This is a genomic window from Glaciecola petra (assembly GCF_031846345.1).
Lineage (GTDB): Bacteria > Pseudomonadota > Gammaproteobacteria > Enterobacterales > Alteromonadaceae > Glaciecola > Glaciecola petra.
In genome coordinates this window covers 304,217-329,415 of record NZ_JAVRHX010000003.1, presented here as the reverse complement: position 1 = coordinate 329,415, position 25,199 = coordinate 304,217, and the positions used below count along the sequence as shown (strand labels likewise).

The 25,199-nt window shown below is 39.6% G+C and carries 18 protein-coding genes; 9 read left to right on the top strand and 9 right to left on the bottom strand.

The genetic code is table 11. The features are described from left to right. Positions 1–241 precede the first annotated feature (241 nt). Complete coding sequence (locus RM552_RS12230) at positions 242–2,101, top strand: S8 family peptidase (protein WP_311369137.1); 1,860 nt, start codon at positions 242–244, stop codon at positions 2,099–2,101. Positions 2,102–2,210: 109 nt separating this feature from the next. After that, positions 2,211–5,501, top strand: coding sequence for a ligand-binding sensor domain-containing protein (locus RM552_RS12225; protein ID WP_311369136.1), 3,291 nt, complete (start codon positions 2,211–2,213; stop codon positions 5,499–5,501). A gap of 25 nt (positions 5,502–5,526) precedes the next feature. Here the strand turns inward: RM552_RS12225 and RM552_RS12220 are convergent, their stop codons facing one another. After that, complete coding sequence (locus tag RM552_RS12220) at positions 5,527–8,553, bottom strand: sigma 54-interacting transcriptional regulator (RefSeq protein WP_311369135.1); 3,027 nt, start codon at positions 8,551–8,553, stop codon at positions 5,527–5,529. 156 nt (positions 8,554–8,709) lie between these two features. Here RM552_RS12220 and moaA point away from each other — a divergent pair, with 156 nt between their 5' ends. Next, positions 8,710–9,678: a GTP 3',8-cyclase MoaA gene (moaA, locus tag RM552_RS12215; protein WP_311369134.1), complete on the top strand. Its 969-nt coding sequence runs from the start codon at positions 8,710–8,712 to the stop codon at positions 9,676–9,678. A gap of 150 nt (positions 9,679–9,828) precedes the next feature. Beyond that, positions 9,829–11,124 carry a 3-deoxy-D-manno-octulosonic acid transferase gene (locus RM552_RS12210; RefSeq protein WP_311369133.1) on the top strand — a complete coding sequence of 432 codons (1,296 nt, stop codon included), beginning with the start codon at positions 9,829–9,831 and terminating at the stop codon, positions 11,122–11,124. Between the two features lie 12 nt (positions 11,125–11,136). On the opposite strand, the gene purU is transcribed toward RM552_RS12210, so the two are convergent. Beyond that, positions 11,137–11,985, bottom strand: a complete 849-nt coding sequence (gene purU, locus RM552_RS12205) for a formyltetrahydrofolate deformylase (protein ID WP_311369132.1) — start codon at positions 11,983–11,985, stop codon at positions 11,137–11,139. A gap of 364 nt (positions 11,986–12,349) precedes the next feature. Between purU and phbB the strand changes: the two genes are divergently transcribed. Then, positions 12,350–13,072 carry an acetoacetyl-CoA reductase gene (gene phbB / locus RM552_RS12200; RefSeq protein WP_311369131.1) on the top strand — a complete coding sequence of 241 codons (723 nt, stop codon included), beginning with the start codon at positions 12,350–12,352 and terminating at the stop codon, positions 13,070–13,072. A 70-nt stretch (positions 13,073–13,142) separates the two neighbouring features. Here the strand turns inward: phbB and RM552_RS12195 are convergent, their stop codons facing one another. From RM552_RS12195 to RM552_RS12170, 6 genes are all read right to left on the bottom strand, one after another. Continuing rightward, entirely contained in the window at positions 13,143–14,318 is a 1,176-nt protein-coding gene (locus RM552_RS12195) for a lytic murein transglycosylase (protein ID WP_432277220.1), read from the bottom strand. A gap of 190 nt (positions 14,319–14,508) precedes the next feature. Further along, complete coding sequence (locus RM552_RS12190) at positions 14,509–15,732, bottom strand: polyhydroxyalkanoate depolymerase (protein ID WP_311369129.1); 1,224 nt, start codon at positions 15,730–15,732, stop codon at positions 14,509–14,511. Positions 15,733–15,860: 128 nt separating this feature from the next. Beyond that, positions 15,861–16,205, bottom strand: a complete 345-nt coding sequence (locus RM552_RS12185) for a phasin family protein (RefSeq protein ID WP_311369128.1) — start codon at positions 16,203–16,205, stop codon at positions 15,861–15,863. 39 nt (positions 16,206–16,244) lie between these two features. Next, positions 16,245–16,886 (bottom strand): TIGR01841 family phasin, encoded by a 642-nt coding sequence (gene phaP / locus RM552_RS12180; protein ID WP_311369127.1) that lies wholly within the window; start codon positions 16,884–16,886, stop codon positions 16,245–16,247. 172 nt (positions 16,887–17,058) lie between these two features. Next, entirely contained in the window at positions 17,059–17,487 is a 429-nt protein-coding gene (gene phaR / locus RM552_RS12175; RefSeq protein ID WP_311369126.1) for a polyhydroxyalkanoate synthesis repressor PhaR, read from the bottom strand. A 97-nt stretch (positions 17,488–17,584) separates the two neighbouring features. Further along, positions 17,585–19,378, bottom strand: coding sequence for a PHA/PHB synthase family protein (locus RM552_RS12170; protein WP_311369125.1), 1,794 nt, complete (start codon positions 19,376–19,378; stop codon positions 17,585–17,587). A gap of 225 nt (positions 19,379–19,603) precedes the next feature. Between RM552_RS12170 and mrcB the strand changes: the two genes are divergently transcribed. Together mrcB and RM552_RS12160 are read left to right on the top strand one after the other, a co-directional pair. Then, positions 19,604–21,913, top strand: a complete 2,310-nt coding sequence (gene mrcB / locus RM552_RS12165; RefSeq protein ID WP_311369124.1) for a penicillin-binding protein 1B — start codon at positions 19,604–19,606, stop codon at positions 21,911–21,913. A 75-nt stretch (positions 21,914–21,988) separates the two neighbouring features. Continuing rightward, on the top strand, positions 21,989–22,768 hold the full coding sequence (locus RM552_RS12160) for a hypothetical protein (RefSeq protein ID WP_311369123.1): 780 nt from the start codon (positions 21,989–21,991) through the stop codon (positions 22,766–22,768). A gap of 28 nt (positions 22,769–22,796) precedes the next feature. On the opposite strand, the gene RM552_RS12155 is transcribed toward RM552_RS12160, so the two are convergent. Next, positions 22,797–23,072 carry a hypothetical protein gene (locus tag RM552_RS12155; protein ID WP_311369122.1) on the bottom strand — a complete coding sequence of 92 codons (276 nt, stop codon included), beginning with the start codon at positions 23,070–23,072 and terminating at the stop codon, positions 22,797–22,799. A 344-nt stretch (positions 23,073–23,416) separates the two neighbouring features. Here RM552_RS12155 and glnK point away from each other — a divergent pair, with 344 nt between their 5' ends. Both glnK and RM552_RS12145 read left to right on the top strand, forming a co-directional pair. Further along, positions 23,417–23,755, top strand: a complete 339-nt coding sequence (glnK, locus tag RM552_RS12150; RefSeq protein ID WP_311369121.1) for a P-II family nitrogen regulator — start codon at positions 23,417–23,419, stop codon at positions 23,753–23,755. Positions 23,756–23,782: 27 nt separating this feature from the next. Then, a complete protein-coding gene (locus RM552_RS12145; RefSeq protein ID WP_311369120.1) occupies positions 23,783–25,030 on the top strand; it encodes an ammonium transporter in 1,248 nt (415 codons plus the stop codon). Positions 25,031–25,199: the final 169 nt, after the last annotated feature.

Genomic DNA, 25,199 nt, shown 5'->3' with positions numbered 1-25,199 from the left:
AATTAGCGTGCTATTCATTAATATCGCTACTTGTTCATTTATTTAATCAATTTAAAGAAATGGAGTTCAATTATTTATTTAAGCTGTTCAATTCTTTGTTCATTTTTTAATTTTAAATTAATCAAAAAAATATCCATAAAAAACAATAAGATAAAAAAATAAGAATGTTGGCACAGTTGGTGCTTTAGTTGGATACATTCGCAGTAAAGTGCTCACTGTGCTTACATTCAGAGGTAGTAAAATGAAAGCTTTTAATAACACCCTTATCGTTCTCTTGATAAGCTTTATTGGCGGAGCGATATACTTTGCCAGCAAAGGTCACATAGGACCTGAGCAGGAAGCAGAAAACCATTGGGGCAATGAGATTGAAACAAAATCATACATTTTGCAAGGTTCAAGCGCTCAACGATTAAATAAAGTCGTTACGCAAGTAGGGGGTGACGTAAGCCGAGAATTTCCCATCATCAACGCTGTGAGTGCGATGTTAACTCCTAGTCAGGCTGAAAAAATAAGAGCACTCGGCAGTGTCACTGTACAAGATGACCGCACTGTGATGACAATGAATAATAGTATTTTAAACAAAGGCCAGACAAAGAAACTCTTAAAAGAGTTTGTGATTAATAACGATATCGTTGAACAATCAAACGCCAAATCTTTGCATGAGATGGGTATTAAAGGCCGCGGTATAACGGTTGCTGTTATCGATAGTAGTGCTAACCTTGGGGGGGCTATCGGCCGCTTCCTATTCAGAGACAGCGCTTCACGTCCGCGTATTCCTGTAAAATACGACGCTATGCGTGGTCGTAAAAATTTCCGTTGGAACGATGACAAAAATGGTCATGGTACTCACGTAGCAGGAATTATTGGGAGCAGTATTATCGACCGTAAGGGGACACATAATGGCATTGCACCAGACGTGACAATACTACCTGTAAAAGCGTTTGACCAAAACGGTGAGTCAAGTTATTCAAAGGTTTTAGACGCATTGAACTGGGTATTCGAGAATAGATATAGATATAAAATCCGGGTTGTAAATATGTCTTTAGGAGCTGATGCGGTTAGCCACTATTGGCAAGACCCAATTAACCAAGCAGTAATGCGCTTATGGGATGCAGGTGTCGTAGTTGTTGTTTCAGCAGGAAATAACGGCAAAGAAATGGGTATCACAGTACCTGGGAATAACCCATATGCCTTGACTGTTGGAGCCGCATCCGACAACGATACACCACTTGATTATACAGATGACCGTATTGCGTCGTTCTCAGCAAAAGGGCCAACTATTGAAGGGTTTATCAAACCGGAAGTAGTTGCATATGGAACAGGAATAGAGACTAAAATGGATGAGCGATTCCTTGTGAAACTATTGCGCAAAAGCTTATGGGGTGAGAATTACTCGGTAGTATCGGGCACATCACAAGCGGCTGCTTTGGTGTCAGGTATTGCGGCACTGGTATTGTCAGAAAACCCGTATCTCTCAGCAGACGATGTCAAATGTCGTATTATCAGCTCAGCTCAATTAGCACATGATGGCGAAATGATGACTTACAGCCCATTTGCGCAAGGAGCAGGAATGGTGGATGCGTACAAGGCTGTAATGAGTGACGCGACCGGATGCGCCAACAACGGCTTGGATATTCATCAGGACTTATTAGGCACGCAACACTTTGCAGGTCCAGCTAGAGTCGATGATGATGGCGAATTTTACATTGACCTTGGTAATGGCAAAGTGTTTGTTGAAGGGACTCATTGGGGTAATGAGTCTATGGGACTACAAGGCACTCACTGGGGTAACGAAACCATGGGTCTGCAAGCAAGCCACTGGGGCAACGAAGCAATGAATTTGCAAGGTACTCATTGGGGCAATGAAGTGATGGGTTTACAAGGTACTCATTGGGGTAACGAGACCATGGGTTTACAAGGTACCCATTGGGGTAACGAAGTGATGGGTTTACTTGGTACTCATTGGGGTAACGAAATCATGGGTTTACAGGGCACTCATTGGGGTAATGAAACTATGGACCTACAAAGCACTGACCTTAACCCTGAGCCAGTTGACCCTAATATCGAAGTAGTGGTAGATGAGTCTAGTTGGGTAGATTAAAGACACGTTGAAAAAGCTAAACAAAAAGCCATCATTTGATGGCTTTTTTATTGGAGAAATTTATTTTAGTGACGATAACCTGTATTAATCAAGACACAGAACTGGCCGCATGAAAATAAACGTGTTGTTGCATAAACCCATTCAAACGACAAAAATATTATTTTTTGTGTGCTTGGCATTTTTAAGTCCATGGCTGATGGGTTCTGCCGATAATATTCGGTTTGAAAAAATAAGCACTACCAACGGATTATCGCAGCAGTCAGTGATTGATATCTTCCAAGATTCGCGCGGGTTTCTATGGTTTGGTACACAAGAAGGCCTGAATAAATACGACGGCATCGGTTTTACAGCCTACATTACTCAGTTTAATGACCCTACATCTATCTCATCCCCGTGGATAAAATCTATTGCAGAAGATGCAAATGGCAATATTTGGACAGGCACCCGAAACGGCGTAAGTGTTCTTGACCACAAAACAAACAAGTTTACTCGTTACTTAGCTAATGGCACTCGTAGTTCAATTAATGACAAAGAAGTGCGTGCGGTATTGCGTGATTCTAATAACACCATGTGGGTCGCGACCAAAAAAGGTTTAAATAAATTTATTCCCGAAGAGAATAATTTTAAGCAATTTAATTTCCCCTTATTAGATGGCTCTCATACCGACATCTGGACACTCATTGAAGATTTTGCAGGTAATTTGTGGCTTGGTACTGATCGAAATGGCTTATTAAAATTCAATATTAAAACAGAACAAGTGAGTGTGGTTATCCCAGACTTCAATACGAAAGATGAAGGCATAACTTCAGGTATTCGTTCTTTGTATATTGATCATGAACAAGTTTTGTGGATAGGCACATTTAAACAAGGCCTCTATCGCTTCGATTTAAAAGGCCCAAAATTAGAAAATTTTGAAGATATGATTCAAATGGTGGCAGGGTTTGAGGATGATTCCCTTAACGCGATTGGTCAAGATGCCATGCAAACATTGTGGATAGGGACACGAAACGGCCTACACTATAAAAAAGTAGGCACTGAAAAGTTTCAGCTACTCCAAAAGAATGTGCAAGGTAAAGCAGGTTTAACAGACTCTAGGATATGGAGTGTATTCTTAGATAATACTGATGTATTTTGGGTTGGAACCTTTGATGGCTTGAATAAGTGGAATACTCGAACAACGCAATTCGACCACTATTTTAAAGCGGATGGGAAAGCTAACTCATTATCATCAAATATTACCACTATGATTGGCACGCACGCGGGCAAGATGTTTGTTGGTAATGATGCAGGCTTGGATATTGTCGATTTGAGTACTTCAGAAGTTTCAAAGTTACCCCTTCAAACAGACACTCAAGCTGGACTGATTGACGACAAAGTCATGTCAATGTTGAAAGTGAATGACGACGAAATTTGGTTTGGTTACAGAATTTCAGGGGCGACCAAATATAATCCAATAGAAAATCTATTCACCCATTACAGATACGATAATGCTGATGAAAATAGTATTGGTGCAAACGGTATAACGTCTATTATTAAAGGAACCGACGGAACAATATGGTTTGGCACCTTTAATGGTGGTTTAAATCGCTACAATAGAAAGACTGATAATTTTACCCGATATAAATTTGATGCTGATGATATCAGCACACTTAGTAGCAATAAAGTGATGACCTTACACGAAAGTTTCGATGGTAAGTTATGGGTCGGTACGTGGGATGCTGGATTAAACGTATTTGTACCAAAAACAGAAACGGCGTTTAGAATGCAGCGGCGCTTAGATGACCCTGATAGTCTTGGTGCCAACTCTATCCTGACCATACATGAAGATTCAAATAGAAATATTTGGGTGGGCACGCAAGGTGGCGGGCTAAATTTACTCAGCGCCTATAACCTCGACAGTGGCCGAATTACTTTTGAAAAACTGCACACTGGAAATGGTATGCCAAGCAATGTTGTATATGGCGTGTTGGAAGACGAAGAAGGCTTTTTATGGGCCAGTACCAATAAAGCCTTAGCAAAGATAAATAGAGAGACAAAGGAGATCGTCAACTATACGGTTTCACAAGGGATTCAAGATAACGAGTTTAATTCTGGCTCATATCATAAAGATGAAAACGGATATTTATATTTTGGCGGAAATGAAGGTGTAACTCGTTTTAACCCGGCGGAAGTAAAGCCAAACCCCACACCACCGCCCATAGAACTGACACACTTCCAACGTCTTAACAAAGTCTTTTCGGTCAGTGAGTCAATAAACCAAAAAAGCCAAGCGATAGAGATTCGTCATACAGACTACCTGATAGGTTTTGAGTTTGCTGCATTAGATTTTGCGTCTCCTTTAAACAATAACTACAAATACAAACTTGAGGGTTTTGATACAGAATGGGTTGAAATTCGTGATGTGCGCAGAGCGACCTATACTAATTTACCGTCAGGCACATATACTTTTAAGGTGGTCGCGTCTAACAGTGATGGAATTTGGAATAATCAAGGCACCAGTATCGAACTAATAGTGCATCCAGCGCCATGGTTATCGTGGTGGGCCTATACTATTTATTTCTTAGTGACAGTTATTTTTGGTTGGCGAATTCGTTGTTATTTTCACCAAAAAGAAGTAATGCAAAAGCAATATCAAATAGAATTAGAGCACAGCGTTCAAGAACGCACAGCCGAGTTAAGGGAAGTGAATGAAAAACTGCTTCATATCAGTATTACAGATCAGCTAACTGGCTTGCATAACCGCCGACATTTATCGGAAGTAATTATCCCTCGCATTGATGAGATATCGCGAAGATTCGGGCAGAACCTTATTGAAAGTTCGCTTACCTCAGAATCAGGCCCCCGTTTGATGGCACTAATGTTTGACCTTGATGGATTTAAGCCCATCAATGATAACTATGGTCACTATGCTGGTGACAAAGTCATTATTCAAGTGGCTAATATATTAAAAAGAGAATGTCGTGAACATGATATTGTCATTCGCTGGGGTGGAGATGAATACATGGTAGTCGCTGAGGTTGATAATCTAAACGAAGCGCAAACCCTTGCCGAACGAATAAGAATAGCCATTGCTGAACATGGATTTGATGTTGGATTACCCAATAAATTCCATCTATCTAGCTCACTTGGTTTTGCACTTTTCCCATTTAGTCATCATGCGCCGCAATCTTTGTCATGGGACCAAGTTCATCTTTTAGCTGACAAAGCGCTCTATAAGTCGAAAGAAGCAGGTAGGAATACGTGGACAGGGATTGTGCAAATAGAAAAAGAATTGCCATTTAGTACGCTTAATTCTTTGGTTGTTAATTTAGACAAAGCTATCAAAGAAAAAGATGTCAAAGTACTGCGACGCCGCAGCCAAAAATCAAAACCTAAGAAAGATAACTCCTTCGAAAACTAAGTAAGTAAAAAAGAGGATATTCTATTTAAAGCCCTAAATAAGATAGATTTTTACGTAATTTATACATAGTAGGTTCGCTTACTCCCATTAGCTGAGAAGCTAAGGTCATATTGCTACTATAAGCTGAAAGAATTCTACTTGCCGTTATCAAACGAATCACTTCCATGGGTTCTTTAACATAAAAGTCGCCACGAACAATTTGCTTTAACAGCGCCAACACATTTTGCCACTGTGATGAATGTTCAATTGCACCAATATTAATTCGCGGTTTCATTAAACGTCGACGTGCTGTACTGACAGGGATTTGTAGTAAAAGTGCTGTTTTATTAGCTGATTTACACATTGCAAATGCTTCATGTAGAAGTGCATTCTCAACTGCATTGCCAATTGCAATTTCTAAGGCATGCCCTGGGTTCAATGCAGCAACGAGTGCGTCTAATTTTTGTTTATATTGGCGTTCCCATGTTGGATTGACCGTAATAAAGTGCTCAGACTCAGTATTTTCTTGCGTATGAATATTAACATCAGATCTTAGTTCAGCTAAATCATGAGCGTTTATATGAATATCAGGTGCCTGTCCATTTAAATGGTTTATATGAATATCAGATGCCTGTCCATTTATGGGCAATACTTCATTTGAATTTGCTTGTGTCATATGAGTTTCATTATTAACGGCATTATTATCTATATCTAAATTGAGGTCATTGAAAGTAATCTCGTCTTGTATAGTTAACAAACTAGCTTGCATAAGCGCATTTTCTAATTCTCTGACATTACCTGGCCAACTATAAGTCTGCATTAAGCCTATCGTTTGAGGACTAAGAAACTTATTACCAATATCAAACTGCTGCGAAAACTTACTCAAAAAATGTTTAGATAGTAAATCAATATCTTCCTTTCTTTCGCGTAAGGGCGGGTTATGCAATGCAACAACATTTAGTCGATAATACAAATCTTTACGAAAGTTCCCCAGGCTTACTTCTTTTGCTAGGTCGCGGTTAGTGACTGCAACTATCTTGACATCCACATCAATAGGCGTGTTGCTACCAACGGGTGTATAGTTTTTTTCTTGCACAAATCGAAGTAATTTGGGTTGCATAGAGAGCGGTAATTCGCCTATTTCGTCCAACACTAATATGCCACCATTAGCGGCTTGAATTTTTCCTTTACTATCGCTTTGTGCGCCGGTAAAAGCGCCCTTAGTGTGTCCAAACAACTCAGACTCAATTAAGGTTTCGGGAATAGAACCACAGTCGACAATAATTAATGGACGTTCGCTTCTATCACCTAGTCGATGTATTGCATGCATTAACTTTTCTTTTCCTGTACCGCTTTCTCCAGTGACTAATACCGTCGTATCAGTTTGTGCTGCACGCTGAGTTAATTCGACTATTTTGCGCATTTGTAAAGAACGATACACTAGCGCACTAGATTTAATCCCAGCCTTAAGTTCGGTCAGTTCTTTTGCCAATTTAGCGTTTTGTCGTTCTAATTTTTTGTTGAGCTCGTCTTCTAGTTGACTGCGTTTTAGTGCCTTACCGATTTGCCGTGCAAAACCAACAAATAGCATAATCGAATCGTGAGTTAAATCGAGTCGGTCACTCTCACCCATGATAAAAAAGCATTCATCAGCTTCAGTACCTAAAGGTATAATAAGTGATTTAAATTGGTTTTCTTCATGCTCTGTGTGTTGCGAGTTTTTAATGGCATTTTCGGCGGCTTCGCGCAGTGGTTCGCGGTATTCACATTCATTCCAGTCTAAATTGCTGATTTCGGTGTTTTGGTCTAATTTAAAACCATGATCAGAAATTTGTTCTCCTTTGCTACAAATAATACCGGCATAAGTAAACTCAAAGGTATAAGCAAGTCGTTCAATCACGCTTTTCAATAAAGGAGGAAATGAATGTTCGTCAGCGATAATAGAAGAGATGTCCCATAGTAACAGCATATTTCGATAATTAGTGACATTATCGGGCGTAAATATACCTCCTAAATAATTAAACTCTTGTTCGTCTAATCTAAATTTATCAGGCTCCCATTGCACAATACTTGGTTTTTCGGCATTTTGAGCCGCTTTGAGCGCTTGTTCAGCGCGGTTAATCAAAATACTTGAACTGACATTATTGTCTAGTGCTGCTTCTTGTTGGCTGACAAAAGAAATACCCACATTAAATGTTAAACGAACCGAATTTTTCAAATATGGTTTACTATGCAAGGCGTTTTGCAGTTTACTGGCAATATGCATCCCATCGCTTATTTCGGAAGCTTTAGTCGCAACACCAAATAATGCACCACCAAATCTTCCTGAGATATCTTCAGCGCGAGTGTGTTTCTCAAGAATAGCTGCAATTTCATGCAAAACTAAATCGCCTTGTTCTTGGCCAAATTTTCGATTAACTTGTTGGAAGTCGTTGCAATGCACTAAGCACAAAGCAATACCCGAATGCGATATTTGTTCATCAATTTCACCCTGCAAAGATGAACGTGATTGCAAATTTGTTAGGCTATCGCGGGTGTATTTTTCGTATTGATTAATCAGCTGGAGGCTTTCTATCGTTGCACACAAGGTCGACAACAATAGTTGGGTTCCTTCTGCGTTATTAATGTCGGTGTTATCGCTTTCTGGGTTTGCCAACTTAAACAAAGTGGCCGGTAGGCCTGTCTTGTTCATCAAATCAATAGAAAAATGCTTGCTGATTTGCGACTCACTATAATGTGATTTTCTATTTTGAAGTACTTTGTTGGTGGTGCTATTGGCCTCTTCACCGTCTGCGTCAGTTATTTTGTCAAATTCGTGAGCACAACAATCTATGTGTAAATGATGGGAATTAAATATACAAAAACTAAATTCATAGTTATTAAAAATGTAAGTTTTTTCTGCTACGAATTGATCTAAAGCATGAGTAAACTTTTGAAATTTATCTTCATATATTCCAAACTCACTTCGCTTATCGCCGTTTACGTTGGTTTCAGTTACCCGCACAAAATCGCACTGTGTTACTTGTAGCAACACAGACAAAATAGTATCCGATTTATAGTGGCTATGTTTCATGTAAAAACGTAAAGTACTGCATTAACTTTCATATAGAAGTTTATCGGCCAAAAGGCCCTAAAAATTAGTGCATAAGGTAAATCAGACCCTAGTATAAAAAGCGTATCCGATTTATAGTAAGTAGACTGCAAATTATTAAATAATAAAGGTGTTTTTTTGCTAAGCGATGGATTTGGTCGTCAATTTGAATATTTACGAGTATCACTAACGGATGTTTGCAATTTTAGTTGCCAATATTGCTTGCCCGATGGCTATCAAAAGACCCACAAAAGTCGTTTTTTAAGTTCTCATGAAGTACTAAATCTTGTTGAAGTATTTGCTTCATTGGGTACAAAAAAAGTCAGAATAACAGGCGGTGAGCCCAGTTTACGTAAAGATTTAAGTGATATTATCGCAGGTATAAAGCAGAACCAACATATTCAAACCATCGCATTAACAACCAATGGCTATAAGCTCACACAGAATGCGCAAGACTGGTACAATGCGGGTTTAGACAGTGTCAATGTAAGTGTCGACAGTTTTGATGAGCACCAATTTAAAGTCATAACTGGTTCAAGCAAACTCAAAGAAATATTACTGGGAATAGACCGCGCCATCGATGTTGGCTTAAAAGTGAAGATAAATTTAGTATTGATGAAGCAGTTTAACCACAAAGTATTGGGTCAGGTCATGCAGTATATTAAAGATAAACCGGTAAGTTTTAGGTTTATCGAACTTATGGAAACCGGCGATAATGCGATATTTTTTAACCAACAACATGTCAGTCCCGCAGGTATACAACATAGCTTGATAGAAAATGGCTTTGTACAGACTAGTCGTGATAAGTTTTCAGGCCCAGCGAGGGTTTATTCTCACCAAGATTATGTCGGCACTATTGGACTTATTACACCATATGCTTCCGGGTTTTGTGACAACTGTAATCGCTTAAGAGTTTCGTCAACGGGGAAGGTGCATTTATGTTTATTTGCGGAAAAAGGTTACGACATCAGATGGGGTCTGAGCGATGAACGCAAGCATGAATTAGCCAGTCATATTGAAGCACTTATGCCGTATAAAAAGCCAACTCATTTGCTGCAAGAGCATAAAACCGGTGCAACTACCCATTTAGCAATGTTAGGCGGATAATGTGCGCGGCAATCTCCAAGAAACTTTGCTGATCACACGATTACTCCGAACGCACGCCAGAAATTTATGAGTAATATGCTTAAATCCTTTTTGTTACATACTTTTCTTCGTTACATTTACAGCTTGTTTTTGTCTTTGGCACTACCTTTTATGTTGGTGTTGTTTCGTAAAAAATTGAAACACAGCGAAGCTGAAAAAAAACAAGAACTAAAGTCTCGGCGTTTTATGGAACGTTTTGGGTTGCTAACAAACCACTTTGAGCAGAACGGGATATATATTCATTGCGCATCTGTGGGAGAGATAAACGCGGTTCATCATCTTATTGTTAATTTACAAAAGCAGCATCCTGAGAAAGCAATTACCTTATCCACGTCTTCAGTAACAGGCGCCGTGCATGCTGCCAGGCTTTATCAAAATAAAGTTCAGCACTGCTACTTACCCTTCGATGTGCCTTTGTGTATGCAGCTTTTTTTTAACCACATCAAACCTTGTTTGTGTTTAATTGTAGAGTTGGAAATTTGGCCAAATATGCTTCATCAATGTCAATCGAGGAACATTCCTTGTTTACTTATCAATGCCAGAATGACAGATCAATCCTTGGTAGTGTATAAAAAATTTGCTTGGTTGTTCAGGCCCAGCATGAGGAGCATAGAAGTAATTTGCACCCAAAGCACTGAATCTTTTAGTAATTTTTTGTCGCTTGGCGTATACAAAAAGCAACTTGTTAATACCAAAAATATGAAATTTGATATTAGTGCGGTAGTCAGTGACGCTGATTTAGGCGAAAAAATACTGGATAGTTATGGGCTCCAAGGGCGACCAATTTTATTAGGTGGTTCTACTCATGCTCCAGAAGAAAAGGCACTATTAAAAACCTTTACTAAGCTAAAACAGCAAGTACCAACACTATGTTTGATTATTGTACCTCGACATCCTCATCGGTTTGATGAAGTTGAAAATATATTAAGGTCGGGCGGTTTGTGTGTGGAACGGATCAGCAAAAATAAGCAATTTAATGCAGATGAGAATAGCCATAAACAAGTAAATAAAGAACAAGCAAAAGAGCATTCGATTGACTGTGTTTTGGTCGATATTATGGGGTGTCTAAAGGCGTGTTATAGCATATGCGATGTTAGTTTTGTTGGGGGGAGTCTTGCTCCCAAAGGTGGGCATAATGCGTTGGAGGCGGCATTGTATTCTAAACCAATAGTGATGGGGCCTAGTACCTACAATAATCCCAAAATTTGCGAGTATTTAGAGAATGAAGGTGCCCTAGTGATTGTGAATAACGAAGCTCAACTCTATGAGCAATGCAATGCATGGATAAGTGATAATAAATCAGCTGAGGACGCCGGTAAACAGGGTGTTAAGGTACTTCGAGCCAACGCGGGCGCAGTTCAGAGCACACTGCATATTATTGATAAACTACTGGCGACAAAAGCGTAAACAATGGTGAGCTCAATTAAAAACGATGGTTTTATTTTGGCAAATAATCACTCTATCTTCTAAATGGTAACGCATCCCGTTTGCCAAGGCATTTATCTCACAGCGCTTTCCTTTTCGGACCATATCTACACTACTATCGCTATGAGATATCCGCATGACTTCTTGTTCAATAATAGGTCCTTCATCCAAAGTACTAGTGACATAATGACAAGTAGCGCCTATTAGCTTTACACCTCTATCATATGCCTGTTGATATGGTTTCGCACCTGCAAATGAAGGTAAAAAGCTATGATGTATGTTGATAATTTTGCCGGCTAGTTTTTCACATAACTCATTGGGCACTATTTGCATAAAACGAGCAAGCACTGTCAAATCAATTTTATAATGTTCGAGTAAATGTTCGATTTCTTCAAAAGCCTTTGTTTTATTTGTAAAATCGATTAAATGGAAAGGCACCTGATGCCAGTCAGCAAACTTTTGCATACTGCTATGGTTAGCAATAATACATGGAATATCACACTGCAACTCACCGGTATGCCATCGGTGAAGCACATCGTTTAAACAATGAGATTCTTTACTTGCCAACAAAGCAACTTTGCGTTTTTCGGTTGAGCGGCTCAAGGACCATTTCATATCGTATTTTTGTGCGAGATCTTGTATACCGATGCGTAATTCTTCATCGGAAAGCGTAATGGAGTCAGCCGCTATTTCATGTCGCATAAAAAATCGTTGTAGATGTATATCGGTGTGATGACTTGCTTCTAGAATGCTTGCTTGAATAGACGATAAAAACTGCGATACAGCAGCGACCAATCCAATTTGGTCGGGACAATCAAGAACAAGCCTAAAGGTAGAGTGCAAAAGATTTCTCCAAAAATTTACTGAATAAATGTATAAAAGTCAGAACTAGATCACTACAAAAACTCGACGCTAGACAAACGAAGACTTTGCTATCGTCATCATTTTTGTTTGAACATCAAATCAATAAGTGCCAATTCCTAATTATACAGCTCAGGTAAGTAGTTGACACCTTATATTCAAACTGACTTCAAGGTTTACTGTCATAAGACTTAAAAACAAAAGATACGTCATTTTATTGATTTATATCAGTTAAGTCGCTGACTATTGAAGCTTCCTACTAAAGTCGAATTTAGTCATATTAATTAAACCTTTATAACTTATTCTAATAATAAAACATATTATCATTAATCTGAGGATATTAAAGATGACAAGAGTGGCATTAGTAACAGGCGGTACCCGTGGTATAGGCGAAGCAATTTGTACAACCTTGCAAGCAAAGGGCTATGTGGTCATAGCAAACTATGCTGGAAATGATCAAGCCGCTCAAGAGTTTACAGAAAGAACGGGCATTCCAACTGCAAAATTTGATGTATCCGATTTTGATGCGGTACAAACTGCAATTGCTGGCATAGAATCTGAATATGGGGCAATTGATGTATTAGTGAACAATGCCGGCATTACTCGCGATGGTACGATGCATAGAATGTCTTTCGATAAATGGGATGCGGTAATCCAAACTAATCTTGCTTCTTGCTTTAATACTTGTAAAGCGGTTATTGATGGCATGCGTGAACGGAATTTTGGTCGAATCATCAATGTTGGATCAGTTAATGGTCAAGCAGGTCAGTATGGACAAGTTAACTACGCCGCTGCAAAATCAGGAATACACGGTTTTACAAAAGCTCTGGCTTTGGAGAATGCAGCAAAAGGGATCACTGTAAATGCAATTGCACCGGGTTATGTTGATACTGACATGGTGCGAGCGGTGCCAGAGGATGTATTGGTTAAAATAATTCGTACAATTCCTGTTGGAAGGCTTGGGCGTCCAGAAGATATTGCAAACAGTGTAGCGTTTTTGGTCGATGATGAGTCCAGTTTTATTACGGGTTCTACCCTGTCCATAAATGGTGGTCAACATATGTACTAAGCATTTTGCAGCTGTAAAATGCGCTTAATCAATAGAGAGGCTTAAGCGGGAACTTAAGCTTCTATGTCAATTACTGTAAAATAGCTGCAATAGTATCTGGCGAGGGGAAACCATCTGCTACCAATCCATTTTCACCTTGGAATTGACGAATACCCTCACGAGTTGCAGGCCCCATTATTCCGTCAGCGCCTCCTACATCGAAGCCTTTTTCGTTAAGTTTTCGTTGTAATTTTGCCATATCGGCAATGCTGTAACGTGGCAAATCAGGTAGTTTTGCATGCAAACCTGCTCCACCTGCTATGCGATTAGCTAATTGCCCTACCGCGATTGCATAGAATTCTGAATTATTCCAACGCATAATAATTTTAAAATTGTCATAAGATAAAAACGCGGGCCCTTGATGACCGGCAGGGACTCTTAAACGAGCGCTGATATCACTGTCAGGTAAATTTTGACCGTCTCCACGACTTATTCCAAGCGTCTTCCATTCGCTTATCGTTTTGTTGTGGCTATTGGCGAGCGTATAATCGAAATTTTCGGGTAATTTCACTTCTCGACCCCAGCGCATACCAGGCTGCCAACCCAAGCGCCATAAAAAATGCGCAGCTGAAGCAAGTGCATCCTTTTCGCTGGACCATAAGTCAACTTTGCCATCACCATCGCCGTCTATCGCATATTCAGTATAGGTGGTAGGCATAAACTGAGTGTGACCCATTGCACCGGCCCAAGAACCTAACATTGATTCGCGTTTGAGGTCTTGCGTATCCATTAATTTTAGCGCTAAAAATAACTCACTGGTGAAAAATTTTGAACGGCGTTTATCACACGCAAGCGTAGCTAATGAGTCTAAGGTAGACATGTTTCCAGTATAGCCACCATAGTTTGTTTCTAAGCCCCAAATAGAAACCAAGTAGTGCCCGGGGATACCGTATTGTTTTGTTAATTCATTTAAAAATTCTTTATGTTTGGCATATTTTTCTTTGCCTTTATCAATACGCCACTGATTAACGCGTTTCGAAAAATAACTGGGAAAAGTGGAGACAAACTCAGGTTGGCTTCGGTCAAGTTCAATCACTCTTGGAATAAACTTCATTCGTACAAATTCTTTTTCAGCACGCGCTTCACTGACGCCTGCTGCTATGGCATCAGCTTTTTTTTGTATTAAGCACTGGGTAAAATTAGCTCTATTATTTTCAACAAGGGCTTGAACATCAGTATTCTTTGCTGTTGCCATAGCTACTGACATAGAGGTTGAAATAATGGCAGTAAAGAAAATAATTGCAAAAAAACGCGTTATTTTAAGCAAAGGTTTAGATACAAACAAAGAAAAATCCAACTAGGCCATCCTTGAAACATTTATATAGGTATATATTGGTCTAACTGTACCCAGAATTAGTTCCGGGTACAATCACAAAAACTGGATATTTTAATTATGCCTATGCGTATTTATTAATGAATTCTGTAACAATGGGGCGAATGTTTTTTCGGTACATTGAACCACTAAAAATACCATAATGACCAGCGCCTGCTTGTATGTGATGTTTGCGCATATCTGCTGGTATATTCTCACAAATATCTTGAGCTGCGTGCGTTTGACCCAAGCCACAAATGTCATCATTTGCACCTTCAACGGTCAATAGAGCCGTATTCTTTATCGAACTAAAATCTACGGTTTTGCCTTTATAGCTAATGGTTTTATTTGCAATTTCATTGTTTTTAAAGATTCGCTCTATTGTTTCAAGATAAAACTCGGCCGGCATATCCAGTACAGCCATATATTCATCATAAAAGGCTCTAAAACGTTCAGCGTCTTCTTTTTCGCCAAATAATAAGTTTTGGAAAAAGCTAGCGTGTTTTTTCATGTGACTCTTATGATTCATAGAAATAAACCCTCCCAATTGCATAAAGCCAGGGTAAACCTTGCGTCCTGCACCAGGATATCCTGTCGGTACTTCCATTATTGCAACGTTTTTGAACCATCCCATGGGTCTTTTTTGAGCAAATTCGTTTACCCGCGTTGGGTTTTGCGTGGTATCTAAAGGGCCGGCCATTAAGGTTAATGACTTAGGTGTTAAGGAGTTGTTATCTTCAGCCATTACAGCGGTGGCGATCAGCGCTTGCACAGTAGGTTGACATATTGCGATAACGTGGGTGTCTTCCCCTAAATATTCGATAAAATCAATCAAATAAGAAACATAACAATCAAATGAAAAAGGGCCCTCATCCAGAGGGACTTCTCGCGCATCAGCCCAGTCTGTAATATAGACTTCATGGCTAGGTAATAGCGCCTCAACAGTGCCTTTTAATAAAGTAGCATGATGTCCAGACAAGGGTGCTACAAGCAAAACTTTGTTTTTTTCGGTATGTCCGAGGGCATGAAAATGAACAAGCTCGCAAAAAGGTTTGGCCATTGTCACTTCTTCTCTGACTTTGTAAACGCCAGAACCGTCGGCAACTTCCACTTCGTCAATATTAAAACCCAATTTATCGTAACGACGAGTTATCCGCATTGCGGTTTCTAATGACGCACTAGCCAGACGGCCTGTCCAAGTATATGAAAAAGGGTTAGAAGGATGAGTCACGATATCATTAACAAGACTGAAGCCTTCATTCATCATTTGACCAGTACGCGCTAAATAATCATAGGTTTGATAATTCACAATAATACCTCAGAACTAAAATAAAAAACTTCAATCACATGAATACTGCGGTGGTGCCGCCGCATCCTTATGATTGAAGTCCAACGAATACTTAAAAGGTACTCGATAAAAGCACGCGTAATGTTTAATTACTTAGCGGCTGCAGTCAATTTCGACGTGACTTCTTCGCTAATGTCTTTCATCATGGCACCAGCTTTTTGCTGTGCACCAGACACTAAAGTATATGTTTCTTTTGCAGATTCGGTGATAGTCTCTTGCAAGGTTTCTAAATACGCTTTTTGCGCTTCAGCTAGGCTCATAACATCTTTTTGCTGGCTAGCCGTTTCTGCAAATGAAGCTCCGCCCGCGAGCAGACTTGTAAACAAGGCGTTTTGCTTTTCAGCAAGAGATTGCAAAGTTGTCATGTTAAGCGTAGCTAACTCAGTAACTGGCTTCAAAGACTCTTTGAACTGTTCATTGATTTGGTCAAACATAATATTCTCCGTTAAGATTTAATGGTTTTTAAGTAAAAATTATTTAGTGTTGTCTGCTTTTACATCAGCAGGCGCTAATTTAGCAACTGTTTTCTTTGCTGGTTTTGCTTTGGGCGCTGCTTTCGCCGCTGGCTTTGCTTTGGGTGCCGCTTTCGCCGTTGGTGTAGTTGCTTTCGCCGCTGGCTTCGCTTTAGGCGCTACTTTCGCTGCTGGCTTTACTTTGGGCGATGCTTTCGTTGCCGGTGTAGCTTCTTTAGTTGTTGGTTTTGCTTTAGGCGTGGCTTTGGTTGTTGCTTTTTTAGTTGCTGGTTTAGTTTTGACTGCTTTAGTTACTGTAGGCGTAAACGCCGCTTTTGTTTCAGTACTAACGTTTTCAAGACTTGTCTTAACAATGTCAGTCATTTCAGCACGTAACGAATTTAATTCCGAATAAGTTGTTTTTGTGGCACTAGTCATTCGTTCACGAACAGATTCGGCATATACACTTTGTGCAGCAATAACACTATTAAGTTCAGTTTCAGCCGATAAGGACTTAACAAGCTTTACACTGTCATCCATTAGCCCGCTAAAGAATACGGTATTTTGCTGAGCCAAAAGCTCTAACGCTTTTTTGTTCATTTCAAATAGGTTAGAAGCAGGTTGAGCTGACTTCTTCATTTGTTCTGAAAATTTGCCAAACATGTGTTAATCCTCAATCTATATAATAAAACGCAAAGTGATTGCTGCAATGCAACATGAGCTTTAAGCTAATAATAGTGATTAATTTCACAAGATCAAGGAAAAAAATGCTGCAAAGCAACATTTTTTTCTAAATTTGTTGTAAAGGAGTTTTAAGGTACTGAAAAAATTGAAGTTATTCTTTATTTCGACTTTTGTCGTAGGACCAAGCCGCTAGGTTTTGTTCCATCATCTTAGTAAACATAGTCATTGGATTGCTATCAACCATGTTTTTCATCAAGCCCTGAACTTTTTCTTGTTGCTCCATAAATTGAACAAGACTTTGTTCGAGGTATTGCCTGACATATTGTTCCATATCAGAATCATAAAACCTGATTAATTGCTTTAATAGCACGTCGGTCAGCAAAGACTGCTGATCATTGCTTTCTGATTCAGTAATTATTTGTAGCAAGACACTTTTAGTTAAATCGTCACCTGTCTTAGAATCGACAATCTGAAACTCGCTATGAGCATTGATCAATTCTTTTATGTAACTCAAATTTACATATTGACTATTCACCGTATCGTAAAGGCGTCGGTTGGGGTATTTTTTTATGATAATCAATTGGGTAAATCCTTAAAGTCTTATAACAAGCCTGGCAAGAGTACTTTATTTTTGCTTCAAAGAATAGACAAGCATGTTACGGCAAGCTCTATTTTACTCACAGCACTTTTCGAACATAGGTACCCGGAGCATCACCAAGCGCTGGCAAGTATTCTGACTGACCGGGAATAGGTGCGGTGACCTTTCTTCCAGACATAGGTTTCAGCCAATTATGCCAATCTACCCACCATGAACCAGCTTGTTCACTTGCACCTTCAAGCCACTCTTCTGGTGTTTCAGGTAAGTTATTATTGGTCCAGTGCGGATATTTACCGCCCTTTGTGGGATTGATTACGCCAGCAATGTGACCCGACCCAGCTAATACAAAACGAGTATCACCACCAAGTAATTTGGTCCCTTCGTAAGCACCTTGCCACAATACAATATGATCGGCTACCGTGCACAGAAAATAAGTGGGCATATCAATGTTAGAAAAATCAATATCGACGCCATCTAATTGGATAGCACCCGGATTTCGTAGGGTGTTTTCCCAATAAGTCAGTTTTAGATATTGCTTAAAACAAGCGGCAGGGATATTAGTTGAATCGCTATTCCAATATAGAATATCAAAAGGAGCGGGATCTTTGCCTTTTAGGTAATTATTGATAAAGAAAGACCAGAATAGACTATTCTCTCTTAACAAACTGAAGCTCATGGCAATAATTCGTCCATCGAAAACACCTTTGATATCAGCATTCTGCTCGATCATGTTGAGCATATCTTCAGTAAAATAGTTAGCAAGTTCACCCGGCTGAGAAAAATCAAGTAGGGTAGTAAGGAGGGTTAAAGAGTTAATACTCTCATCCCCTTTGGCACGTAAATAAGCGCTTGTAACCGCGGCTAAAGTGCCTCCAACGCAAAACCCGGTTAAGTTGACTTTGTCTTTTTTGGTAATTTCTTTAACCACGTCGATTGCCGAAATTGGCCCTTTTCTCATGTAATCAAAAAAGTCGTTGTCAGACAAACTCGCATCAGGGTTAACCCATGAAATCATGAATACTGAATGGCCGCTATCTAGCAAGCCTCCCACTAAAGACTTTTTCTCTTCTAAGTCCATTACGTAATATTTATTTATAAAAGGTGGAATAACCAGCGTTGCAACAGCATGAGCTGTTTTTGCTTTTGGTTCATAGTGCAAAAGTTCTATTAATTCGTTTCGGAATACTACCTTACCGGGTGTGTATGCGAGGTTTTTACCTAACTCAAAGGCATTGGCGTCACTCTGACGCATTTTAAATGCTTCTAAAGGGCTTTTTTCGAGGTCTTCTAAATACGCTTTTATACCTTTCAGAATACTTTGCCCTTCGGTTTTGACGATTTCTTCGCATACTTCAGGGTTAGTTAATACATAATTGGTAGGGGATAGCGAGTTGACATATTGTCGCGTAAAAAACTTAGCTTGTTCAGCGCTTTTGGGGTCACTAAATTCTATTGCGTTTACCATGTTGCTAAGCATATCTGCGTTAATCAGGTAGGACTCTTTTATATAGTTGAATACTGGGTTACTTTCCCAATCTTGATGGGCAAAACGTCGGTCTTTTTTTATATCGCTTTTAGCTTCGTTAGACCCGTTTGGTGAACCATCATTTACCATCATTGCTTTAGACGCCATCTGCCACAATTCTGATTGTTTTTTCATGTATTCGACTTGCTGAGTAAACAACTTATTTGCGTCTATTTTTGTCTCGCCCGATAGCAAAGCTTGCAGTTTTTCTAAGTCGCCCAAAAATGGACTGCTTTGTTTGTCACCTATACTGGCGCGTTTAACAATATCTTCGGCGACGGAATTGAAAATACCTGCATATTTTTCAATATATTTTAATACTTCGCTTTGGTCCGTTCCCATTGTCATTTTCTTCAATTCCTCTTTTTCAATAGCAAAGATAATCTATATAATACTATGCGCAAAGCACCACCATAAATCTGTTCATATATTTTACAAACTCTATGATTGAACTAACAGACTAATGTGGAGCCTAAAACTTGTCCAGAAGTGAAGGCACAAGCTAGACTAAGGTAGCAAGTTGTTGTTCCATACAAGTTCATCATTTTTTGTCATCCATCAAAAGGGAAAGGATTGAAATTTCTTAAGTTGTTATTAGCGCCATTTAAATGGATAAAAAGACATTTTTTCAAGTTGACGTTTATATGCTTGGCGACAACGACCGCCTATCTCGTATATTTAGATGCGCAAATTCAACCACGTTTTGAGGGCAATAAATGGCAGGTACCTGCACAGATATACGCTCGACCATTGGTACTTGAGAAAAAACAAGAAATTTCCATTCAAGAAATAGAAGACGAACTTGAGTTATTAGGATATCGCTTACAAGATGCGGCAGACGAAGTAGGCGAATATTCAAAATCTGATAAGCAACTTATCATATACCGGCGCGAATTTTATTATCCAGACAATATTTATCCGGCCCAAAAAATACTCATTGGATGGGAAGGGGATAAAATTTCCACTTTGGCGAGAGTTGATGATGGCGAAAATTTTAAGCGCACTAGTCTTGAACCATGGTTAGTATCGAGACTTGTGGGTGGCCTTACTGAAGACCGCATGCTCATGAGTGATGAGTATATTCCACCGCTTTTAAAAATAGGCTTGATAGTAGTAGAAGATAAAAATTTTTATAGCCATCATGGCGTTGCACCCTTGTCGATTGTTAGGGCTTTAATTGCAAATATCAGTGCAGGGCGCACTGTGCAAGGGGGCAGTACCTTAACTCAGCAACTGGTAAAAAACCTATTTTTAACACGCAATCAAACCTATATTCGGAAGCTTCGTGAAGCCGCCATGGCGATTGTTATTGATGCCAGATATAGCAAAGAGGAAATCTTAAATGCATACATTAACGAAGTATTTTTAGGTCAAAATGGTGCATTAGCGATTCATGGTTTTGGTTTGGCAAGTCACTACTATTTTAATAAGCCCTTAGACGAACTGGAAATCCACGAAATCGCAGTATTAGTTGGCTTAGTTAAAGGACCTTCATATTACGACCCCAAGCGCCATGTCGAACGCATGACAACAAGACGTGATTTAGTCTTACGGCTTTTGTTTGAAGCAAATGAAATAAACCGAATTGAATATGAAACGGCCATTAACTTACCATTGGAAACGCACAACGCGCCTAGTTTAGCATCAGGAAAGCATCCCGCATTTATGGATAAAGTTAGGCAAGAACTGTCGAAGGTCGTGCAAACGGAAGAGACTCGGCTTTCTGGGGTTAAAGTATTTACCACTTTAGATATTAATGCACAGCGCCGTGCAGAAAATGCAGTCACAGAAGTGGTGGCTGAACGAGCACAAAAATATAAGCAAAAAGACTTACAAGCTGCATTAGTGATGTCAGATATTCGGTCGGGCGGTATTCGTGCAATGGTGGGCGGAAAAAATACCGCTTATGCAGGTTTTAACCGCGCCCTTAATGCTTCTCGTCCAATCGGTTCATTAATGAAGCCAGTTGTTTATCTGCGTGCCTTAGAGCAGCCAGAATCCTATAACCTTGCTAGTTTACTTGAAGATAAGCCTATCAGTTATGATGACGCTGATGGTAAAAAATGGGCGCCATTAAATGCTGATAAAGAATTTAGAGGGCAAGTCTCGCTAATGGACGCTATTGTTAAATCGTACAATGTCCCTACGGTTAATTTAGCTGCTGAGGTAGGATTTGATGAAGTCGTTGAAACCTTGAATCGACTTGGTGCTAATAAAAGGATTAAAGCTTTACCATCTATTGCGTTAGGTGCGGTTGAATTAACGCCATTACAGGTTAATCAGGTATATCAAACCTTATCAAATAATGGTGAACTTAGACCGCTTTATGCGCTTCAAGCTGTGAGTTCTCATGAAGACGAATTAATTTGGAAACGGAATCCAAGCTCTCAAATTAGAGCTGACGAAGATGCAAGTTATTTACTTAACTATGCATTGCATAAAGTCACTTTAGAAGGCACTGCACGGAGCATAAAAAGTGAGTTTCCCAATATTAATATGGCGGGTAAAACGGGGACAACAGACGATTATCGAGATAGCTGGTTTGCTGGATTTGATCGAAACTTGGTGACCAGCGTGTGGTTGGGAAATGACGACAACCAACCTATCAATATGTCTGGTGCTACCGGTGCCCTGCGAGTCTATATTGCATTGCAAAAAAAGCACAATCCCAAAACCCTGGTGCGTCGTTTCCCTGATACATTGACGATTGCACATTTTGATAGTCAAACGGGTGTGCAAACTCTACCGGGTTGCCCTAACGTGGTTAGTGTACCGGCGGTAAAGGCGAGTTTACTTGCCCCAAAACCTTGTGCTGCTCAACCAGCAGAAATTAAGCAAACGATAGAAAAAGAAAAATCATGGTGGGAAAAACTTTTCAGTTGAGTAATATGTATTACTAAATAACCTAGGATTTGAACAAACATAGGCATAGGTCGCTACTTCATTTGGGAGATCTGAATGTATTTGAATAGCAAATTTACCCGTAAGGGCTTTTATCTTTTGATTGCTTTTTTATGCATACCGTTAAAGTCAGGTGCTTTGCAATCTAATAATGAAAATTCCAAAGAGCCATCAACTGAGCTCGTCCAAAATGCAAAAGAAGCAACTGAACAAGACGAGGTAATTGAAACAATTATTGTAGAAGGTAACAATTACAACGACGCTTTAAGAGCATTTAACCGAGGAGATTTTGCTTTAGCTGAAATTGAATTTAAAAAGAATGCAAGGTGCGCGCACAGAATGGAAAGAAATAAACGTGCTTTTATCAACGGATTACAAACATCATCTATTAATAACAATGTGCAAAGCAGCGCATCCTTAGGCGGCGGTGGTGGACCTGAAGGAAATTCGACGATACAAACAAATACCACTGCTTCTCCTGTAACAGGAGGCAATGCAAGAAGACAAAAAAGTAAGTCTCAGCAACAAGAACTAACATGTGAAAATCGTGCTTATCAACTCTATATGACAGCATTATCCCAGATACAACTAGGCCGCAATGAAGAAGCAGAAGAAAACCTAGAAATTGCGTCGTTTCTGAATAAGAATATTTATGACGCGCACTACCGCTTAGCGTTAATGCAATTACTTCGAAATAACAAAGATGAAGCAGAAGACCGTTTGGATAATTTACAAGACGTTCTCAAGCGGTGCCGTGATTGCGAAGCCAAACCCGAAATTGTCGCACGTATTCAATTTGTAGAAAAAGCGATAGCGGGCGAAATAAAGCTAGAATGATTTTATTTTCAACCTAACCTGTTTCGTTTTATTGCCTCGGTATTGATTGTGTTGACGCAACCGTTTTGTTCAATGAGTCAATTTCTGCACTGAGTTGATATTTTTTATCTGTGACGATGGCCTCTAGTACTTCTAATCGACTTTTGATCGCTGTTAATTCGGTAGTCACTTGAGCTGTCTCTGCATTACCTAATTTCAATTGAAGCTCAGCCATGGCTTTTCGATGACTAGCCACGGTGCCAATAATCACAATGGGTAATACAAATAAAAACAAGATTACTAAAACAAATTCTGGACCATCCATATTCACTCTCCAAACAATTAAATTTAATACGGGCTATTTTGCAAAAGACTTCAGCGCTTTAGTTTTTCATGATTAAGCATACGATAAATACACAAAAGGTAAATGTGCCTTTGGTAACAAAGTGTGTTTTTAGTTACATTGACTTTTCACATAAAAAACCTATGCCTTTGCACCATTTAAACTCAAATAATAAACATTGCACCGAAAAAGTGCTTAGATTTTTATAGTTCATTAACTCATTTCTTCTAAGTGATTGAAAATTAAATATAAAAAATATTGGCACTGCTTTTGTATTGTGAATGGATAACTCAACATAAATTTCTTTTAATGAGCAGGAGCAACATATGAAACTAGTCACTGCAATCATCAAGCCTTTTAAGCTAGATGATGTCCGTGAAGCCATCTCTGAGATTGGCATCGACGGGTTAACCGTAACTGAAGTAAAAGGCTTTGGTCGCCAAAAAGGCCATACAGAACTTTACCGAGGTGCAGAATATCAAGTTGATTTTTTACCGAAGGTAAAACTTGAAATTGCTGTACAAACTGATCAGGTCGAACGTTTAGTCGAGGCCATTGTTGGTGCAGCTAAAACCGGCAAAATCGGTGACGGAAAAGTATTTGTTTATGACTTGCAACAAGCGGTGCGAATTCGTACTGGCGAAGTCGACAACGAAGCCCTTTAGCCTTAAGCATTTCTCGGAGAATACACAATGGAAATAACATTTGAACTAGGGTATGCATTAGATACCTTTTACTTTTTAATGAGCGGCGCCCTCGTAATGTGGATGGCTGCTGGTTTTACTATGTTGGAAGCGGGTTTAGTACGCGCTAAAAATACAACTGAAATTTTAACTAAAAACGTGGCTTTGTACTCGATTTCTTGCATCATGTTTATGATATGCGGTTATTGGATAATGTACGGAGGCCCAGATGGCCTGCACGCTGCTGTTCCGTTTTTAAGCGGTATTTTGGGTGACGGCGTTGCTGCTCACGAAGATACCTATGCACCTGCGGCAGACTTCTTCTTCCAAGTAGTGTTTGTTGCTACAGCAATGTCAATTGTATCTGGTGCGGTTGCAGAGCGCATGAAGTTATGGGCTTTCTTAGCCTTTGCTGTTGCGTTAACTGGCTTTATATATCCAATGGAAGGTTCGTGGACTTGGGGTGGAAGCTCTGTTTTCGGTCTATACACACTTGGTGATCTTGGTTTTAGTGACTTTGCCGGTTCAGGTATTGTGCACATGGCTGGCGCCGCTGCTGCTTTAGCAGGTGTGTTAATACTAGGTGCTCGTAAGGGTAAATACTCAGCCGACGGTAAAGCTAATGCTATACCAGGTGCAAATTTACCACTCGCTACCCTTGGAACATTCATTTTATGGATGGGTTGGTTTGGCTTTAACGGTGGTTCAGTTTTAGCGCTAGCTAGCGTTGAGAGTGCAAACTCTGTTGCAGTAGTATTCTTAAATACTAACATGGCTGCTGCTGGTGGCTTGGTTGCGGCTCTTATACTTGCTCGTATCATGTTTGGCAAAGCCGACTTAACAATGGCGTTAAATGGTGCCCTAGCAGGTTTAGTGGCAATTACTGCTGAACCTTCTACTCCTACTGTGCTACAAGCGACATTATTCGGTGCAGCTGGCGGTATCTTAGTGGTCTTCAGTATTGTTGGATTGGACAAACTTAAAATCGATGATCCAGTAGGTGCTATTTCTGTTCACGGAACAGTTGGTTTACTTGGTCTATTACTTGTACCGATTACAAATGATGGTTCTTCTTTCAGCGGTCAAATCATTGGTGCATTAACTATCTTTGTATGGGTGTTCGTAACGAGCCTTGTAGTTTGGTTAGCACTTAAAGCAGTGATGGGTATCAGAGTCTCTGAAGAAGAAGAGTACGAAGGTGTTGATATTAGCGAATGTGGTTTAGAAGCATACGCAGACTTTACTACTAAGTCATAAATACCAAAGTAATCCAAATTAATATCATGCAGTGTTGACACTGCTTTATTAAGACGAAAAAAAACGCTCACCTTGTTGAGCGTTTTTTTTCGGTTTCGATTTATTCAGTATGAATTGCTTTGTATTGTTTTTAACATTTCAATGATACTTTTCAGCAAACTTATTGTGT

Bases quoted from the DNA above. Each gene is read 5' to 3' on its own strand.
- RM552_RS12230 (WP_311369137.1), top strand. From the start codon at position 242: ATGAAAGCTTTTAATAACACCCTTATCGTTCTCTTGATAAGCTTTATT.
- RM552_RS12225 (WP_311369136.1), top strand. From the start codon at position 2,211: ATGAAAATAAACGTGTTGTTGCATAAACCCATTCAAACGACAAAAATA.
- RM552_RS12220 (WP_311369135.1), bottom strand. From the start codon at position 8,553: ATGAAACATAGCCACTATAAATCGGATACTATTTTGTCTGTGTTGCTA.
- RM552_RS12210 (WP_311369133.1), top strand. From the start codon at position 9,829: ATGTTGGTGTTGTTTCGTAAAAAATTGAAACACAGCGAAGCTGAAAAA.
- phbB (WP_311369131.1), top strand. From the start codon at position 12,350: ATGACAAGAGTGGCATTAGTAACAGGCGGTACCCGTGGTATAGGCGAA.
- RM552_RS12195 (WP_432277220.1), bottom strand. From the start codon at position 14,318: ATGTCAGTAGCTATGGCAACAGCAAAGAATACTGATGTTCAAGCCCTT.
- RM552_RS12185 (WP_311369128.1), bottom strand. From the start codon at position 16,205: ATGTTTGACCAAATCAATGAACAGTTCAAAGAGTCTTTGAAGCCAGTT.
- phaP (WP_311369127.1), bottom strand. From the start codon at position 16,886: ATGTTTGGCAAATTTTCAGAACAAATGAAGAAGTCAGCTCAACCTGCT.
- RM552_RS12170 (WP_311369125.1), bottom strand. From the start codon at position 19,378: ATGACAATGGGAACGGACCAAAGCGAAGTATTAAAATATATTGAAAAA.
- RM552_RS12160 (WP_311369123.1), top strand. From the start codon at position 21,989: ATGTATTTGAATAGCAAATTTACCCGTAAGGGCTTTTATCTTTTGATT.
- RM552_RS12155 (WP_311369122.1), bottom strand. From the start codon at position 23,072: ATGGATGGTCCAGAATTTGTTTTAGTAATCTTGTTTTTATTTGTATTA.
- glnK (WP_311369121.1), top strand. From the start codon at position 23,417: ATGAAACTAGTCACTGCAATCATCAAGCCTTTTAAGCTAGATGATGTC.
- RM552_RS12145 (WP_311369120.1), top strand. From the start codon at position 23,783: ATGGAAATAACATTTGAACTAGGGTATGCATTAGATACCTTTTACTTT.